At 72.8% G+C, this 2,093-nt stretch carries 2 protein-coding genes; one reads left to right on the top strand and one right to left on the bottom strand.

Annotation, left to right across the window (positions count from 1 at the left end):
• Positions 1-109: 109 nt before the first annotated feature.
• Entirely contained in the window at positions 110-565 is a 456-nt protein-coding gene (locus tag AB0M83_RS48525) for a carboxymuconolactone decarboxylase family protein (RefSeq protein WP_364529628.1), read from the bottom strand.
• A 47-nt stretch (positions 566-612) separates the two neighbouring features.
• Between AB0M83_RS48525 and AB0M83_RS48520 the strand changes: the two genes are divergently transcribed.
• Complete coding sequence (locus AB0M83_RS48520; RefSeq protein ID WP_364529625.1) at positions 613-2,001, top strand: PLP-dependent aminotransferase family protein; 1,389 nt, start codon at positions 613-615, stop codon at positions 1,999-2,001.
• Positions 2,002-2,093 lie beyond the last annotated feature (92 nt).

Below are 2,093 nucleotides of genomic sequence, written 5' to 3'. Positions count from 1 at the left end.
GGCTGACCGTGTTCCCCATCGAGTTCCAGAAGTACGGGTCGTGGAACAGCAGCTGCTCGTATGCCACCATGAGGGCATCCAGTGCCCTCATGGTGGCCTTCAGAGGCATTCAGGCGGCCCGCTCGTCCGTGCCCGGCACCTTCGCCGTGGTGATGGCGATGCGGTTCCACGTGTTGATGGTGAAGATCAGCGCGAGGAGCTGGGCCAGTTCTTCCTCGCCGAACCGACCGGCCGCCCGGGCGTAGACGTCGTCGGGGACGCCGCCGGAGACCAGCGTGACGGCTTCGGTCAAGGCCAGCGCGGCCTGTTCCTTTTCGCTGAAGAAACGACCGGCTTCCCGCCACACGGCCACCAGGTGCAGCCGCTCCTCGCTCTCGCCGGCCTTGCGGGCGTCCGAGGTGTGCATGTGCAGGCAGTAGGCGCAGCGGTTGAGCTGCGACGCGCGGATCTGGACCAGCTCGACCAGTGCGGGGTCCAGGCCGGCGCGGGCGGCGGCGTCGAAGCCGATCAGGGCCTTGAAGGCCTTCGGGGCGGACTTGGCGAAGTTCAGGCGGGAGTGCGTCATGACCAGAAATCTAGGGCGTGGTTGACCTCTGTGTAGGGTGCATTTCCGTGGCTGATTCGTGGGTCAATTCCGGGGTCGACCTCCACCTGGAGCTGGCGGGCACCGGCGGCAGGCGGGCCGCGCTCATCACCGCGCTGCGCGACGCCGTCCGCACCGGACGGCTCGCCCCGGGCACCCGGCTCCCGCCGTACCGGTCGCTGGCCGCCGACCTCGGGCTGGCGCGCAACACCGTCGCCGACGCCTACGCCGAGCTGGTCGCCGAGGGCTGGCTGAGCGCCGTCCAGGGCTCCGGCACGCGCGTCGCCTCGCGGGCCGAGCCGCTCCCGGCGGCCCGGACACCGAAGAAGGCGCCGGGCGTTCCGCCACCGCGGTACGACCTGCGGCAGGGCCGGCCGGACGCGACGTCGTTCCCGCGCCCGGAATGGCTCGCCGCCGCGCGCCGCGCGCTGGCCGTCGCCCCGCACGACGCCTTCGGGCCCGGCGACCCGCGCGGCCGGCGCGAACTGCGGGAGGCACTGGCCGGCTACCTCGGGCGGGCCCGCGGCGTGCGGACGTCGCCGGAGCGGATCGTGGTGTGCTCGGGGTTCGCGCACGCGCTGCGGCTGCTGTTCCCGGCGGTCCTGCGCGGCCCGCTCGCCGTCGAGGCGTACGGTCTCGCGTTCCACCGTTCGATCCTCGCCGCGGCCGGCGTCGAGACGGTTCCCCTTGCCCTGGACGAAAAAGGCGCGCGGGTCGGCGAGCTGGACGTGCCGGCGGTGCTGTTGACGCCCGCGCACCAGTTCCCGACCGGCGGCCCGCTGCACCACGACCGCCGCACCGCGGTGCTCGACCACGTCCGCGCGACCGGCGGCCTGCTCATCGAGGACGACTACGACGGCGAGTTCCGCTACGACCGCAAGCCGGTCGGCGCGGTCCAGGGCCTCGACCCCGAGCACGTCGTCTACGCCGGGTCGGTGAGCAAGAGCCTCTCACCGGCGGTGCGGCTCGGGTGGCTGGTGCTGCCGGAGCGCCTCGTCGACGCGGTGCTGGCGGTGAAGGGTGAGCGCGAGGCGTGGGCGGGCGTGCTGGATCAGCTGACGCTGGCGGAGTTTCTGACTTCCGGCGCGTACGACAAGCACATCCGGCGCATGCGCCAGCGCTACCGGCGGCGTCGCGACCTGCTCGTCAAGGCGCTGGCCGAGCGGGCGCCGCACGTGGTGCCGACCGGTATCGCCGCGGGTTTGCACGCGGTGCTGCGGTTGCCGCCGGGCAGCGAGCCGTCCGCGGTGAAAGCCGCGGCGTGGCAAGGACTCGCGTTGGACGGCCTCGCGGCCTTCCGGCATCCGGGCACCACGATGTCCACAATGGACGGACTGGTGGTCGGCTACGCGACGCCGCCCGAACACGCGTACCCGGCGGCGATCGACGCGCTCTGCCGCGCACTCCCACCCGCCTGACCGCCGTCCCACCCCAAGCGCCCCAATGTGGCCTTGGTTGCGTCAGACGCACCGAAGGCCGCCTTGGGTGCGTCTGACGCACCGAAGGCCAC

The organism is Amycolatopsis sp. NPDC051106 (assembly GCF_040682775.1).
GTDB lineage: Bacteria > Actinomycetota > Actinomycetes > Mycobacteriales > Pseudonocardiaceae > Amycolatopsis.
The sequence above is the reverse complement of the archived record's forward strand: the minus strand, read 5'-3'. Positions and strand labels throughout refer to the sequence as shown.

Bases quoted from the DNA above. Each gene is read 5' to 3' on its own strand.
- AB0M83_RS48525 (WP_364529628.1), bottom strand. From the start codon at position 565: ATGACGCACTCCCGCCTGAACTTCGCCAAGTCCGCCCCGAAGGCCTTC.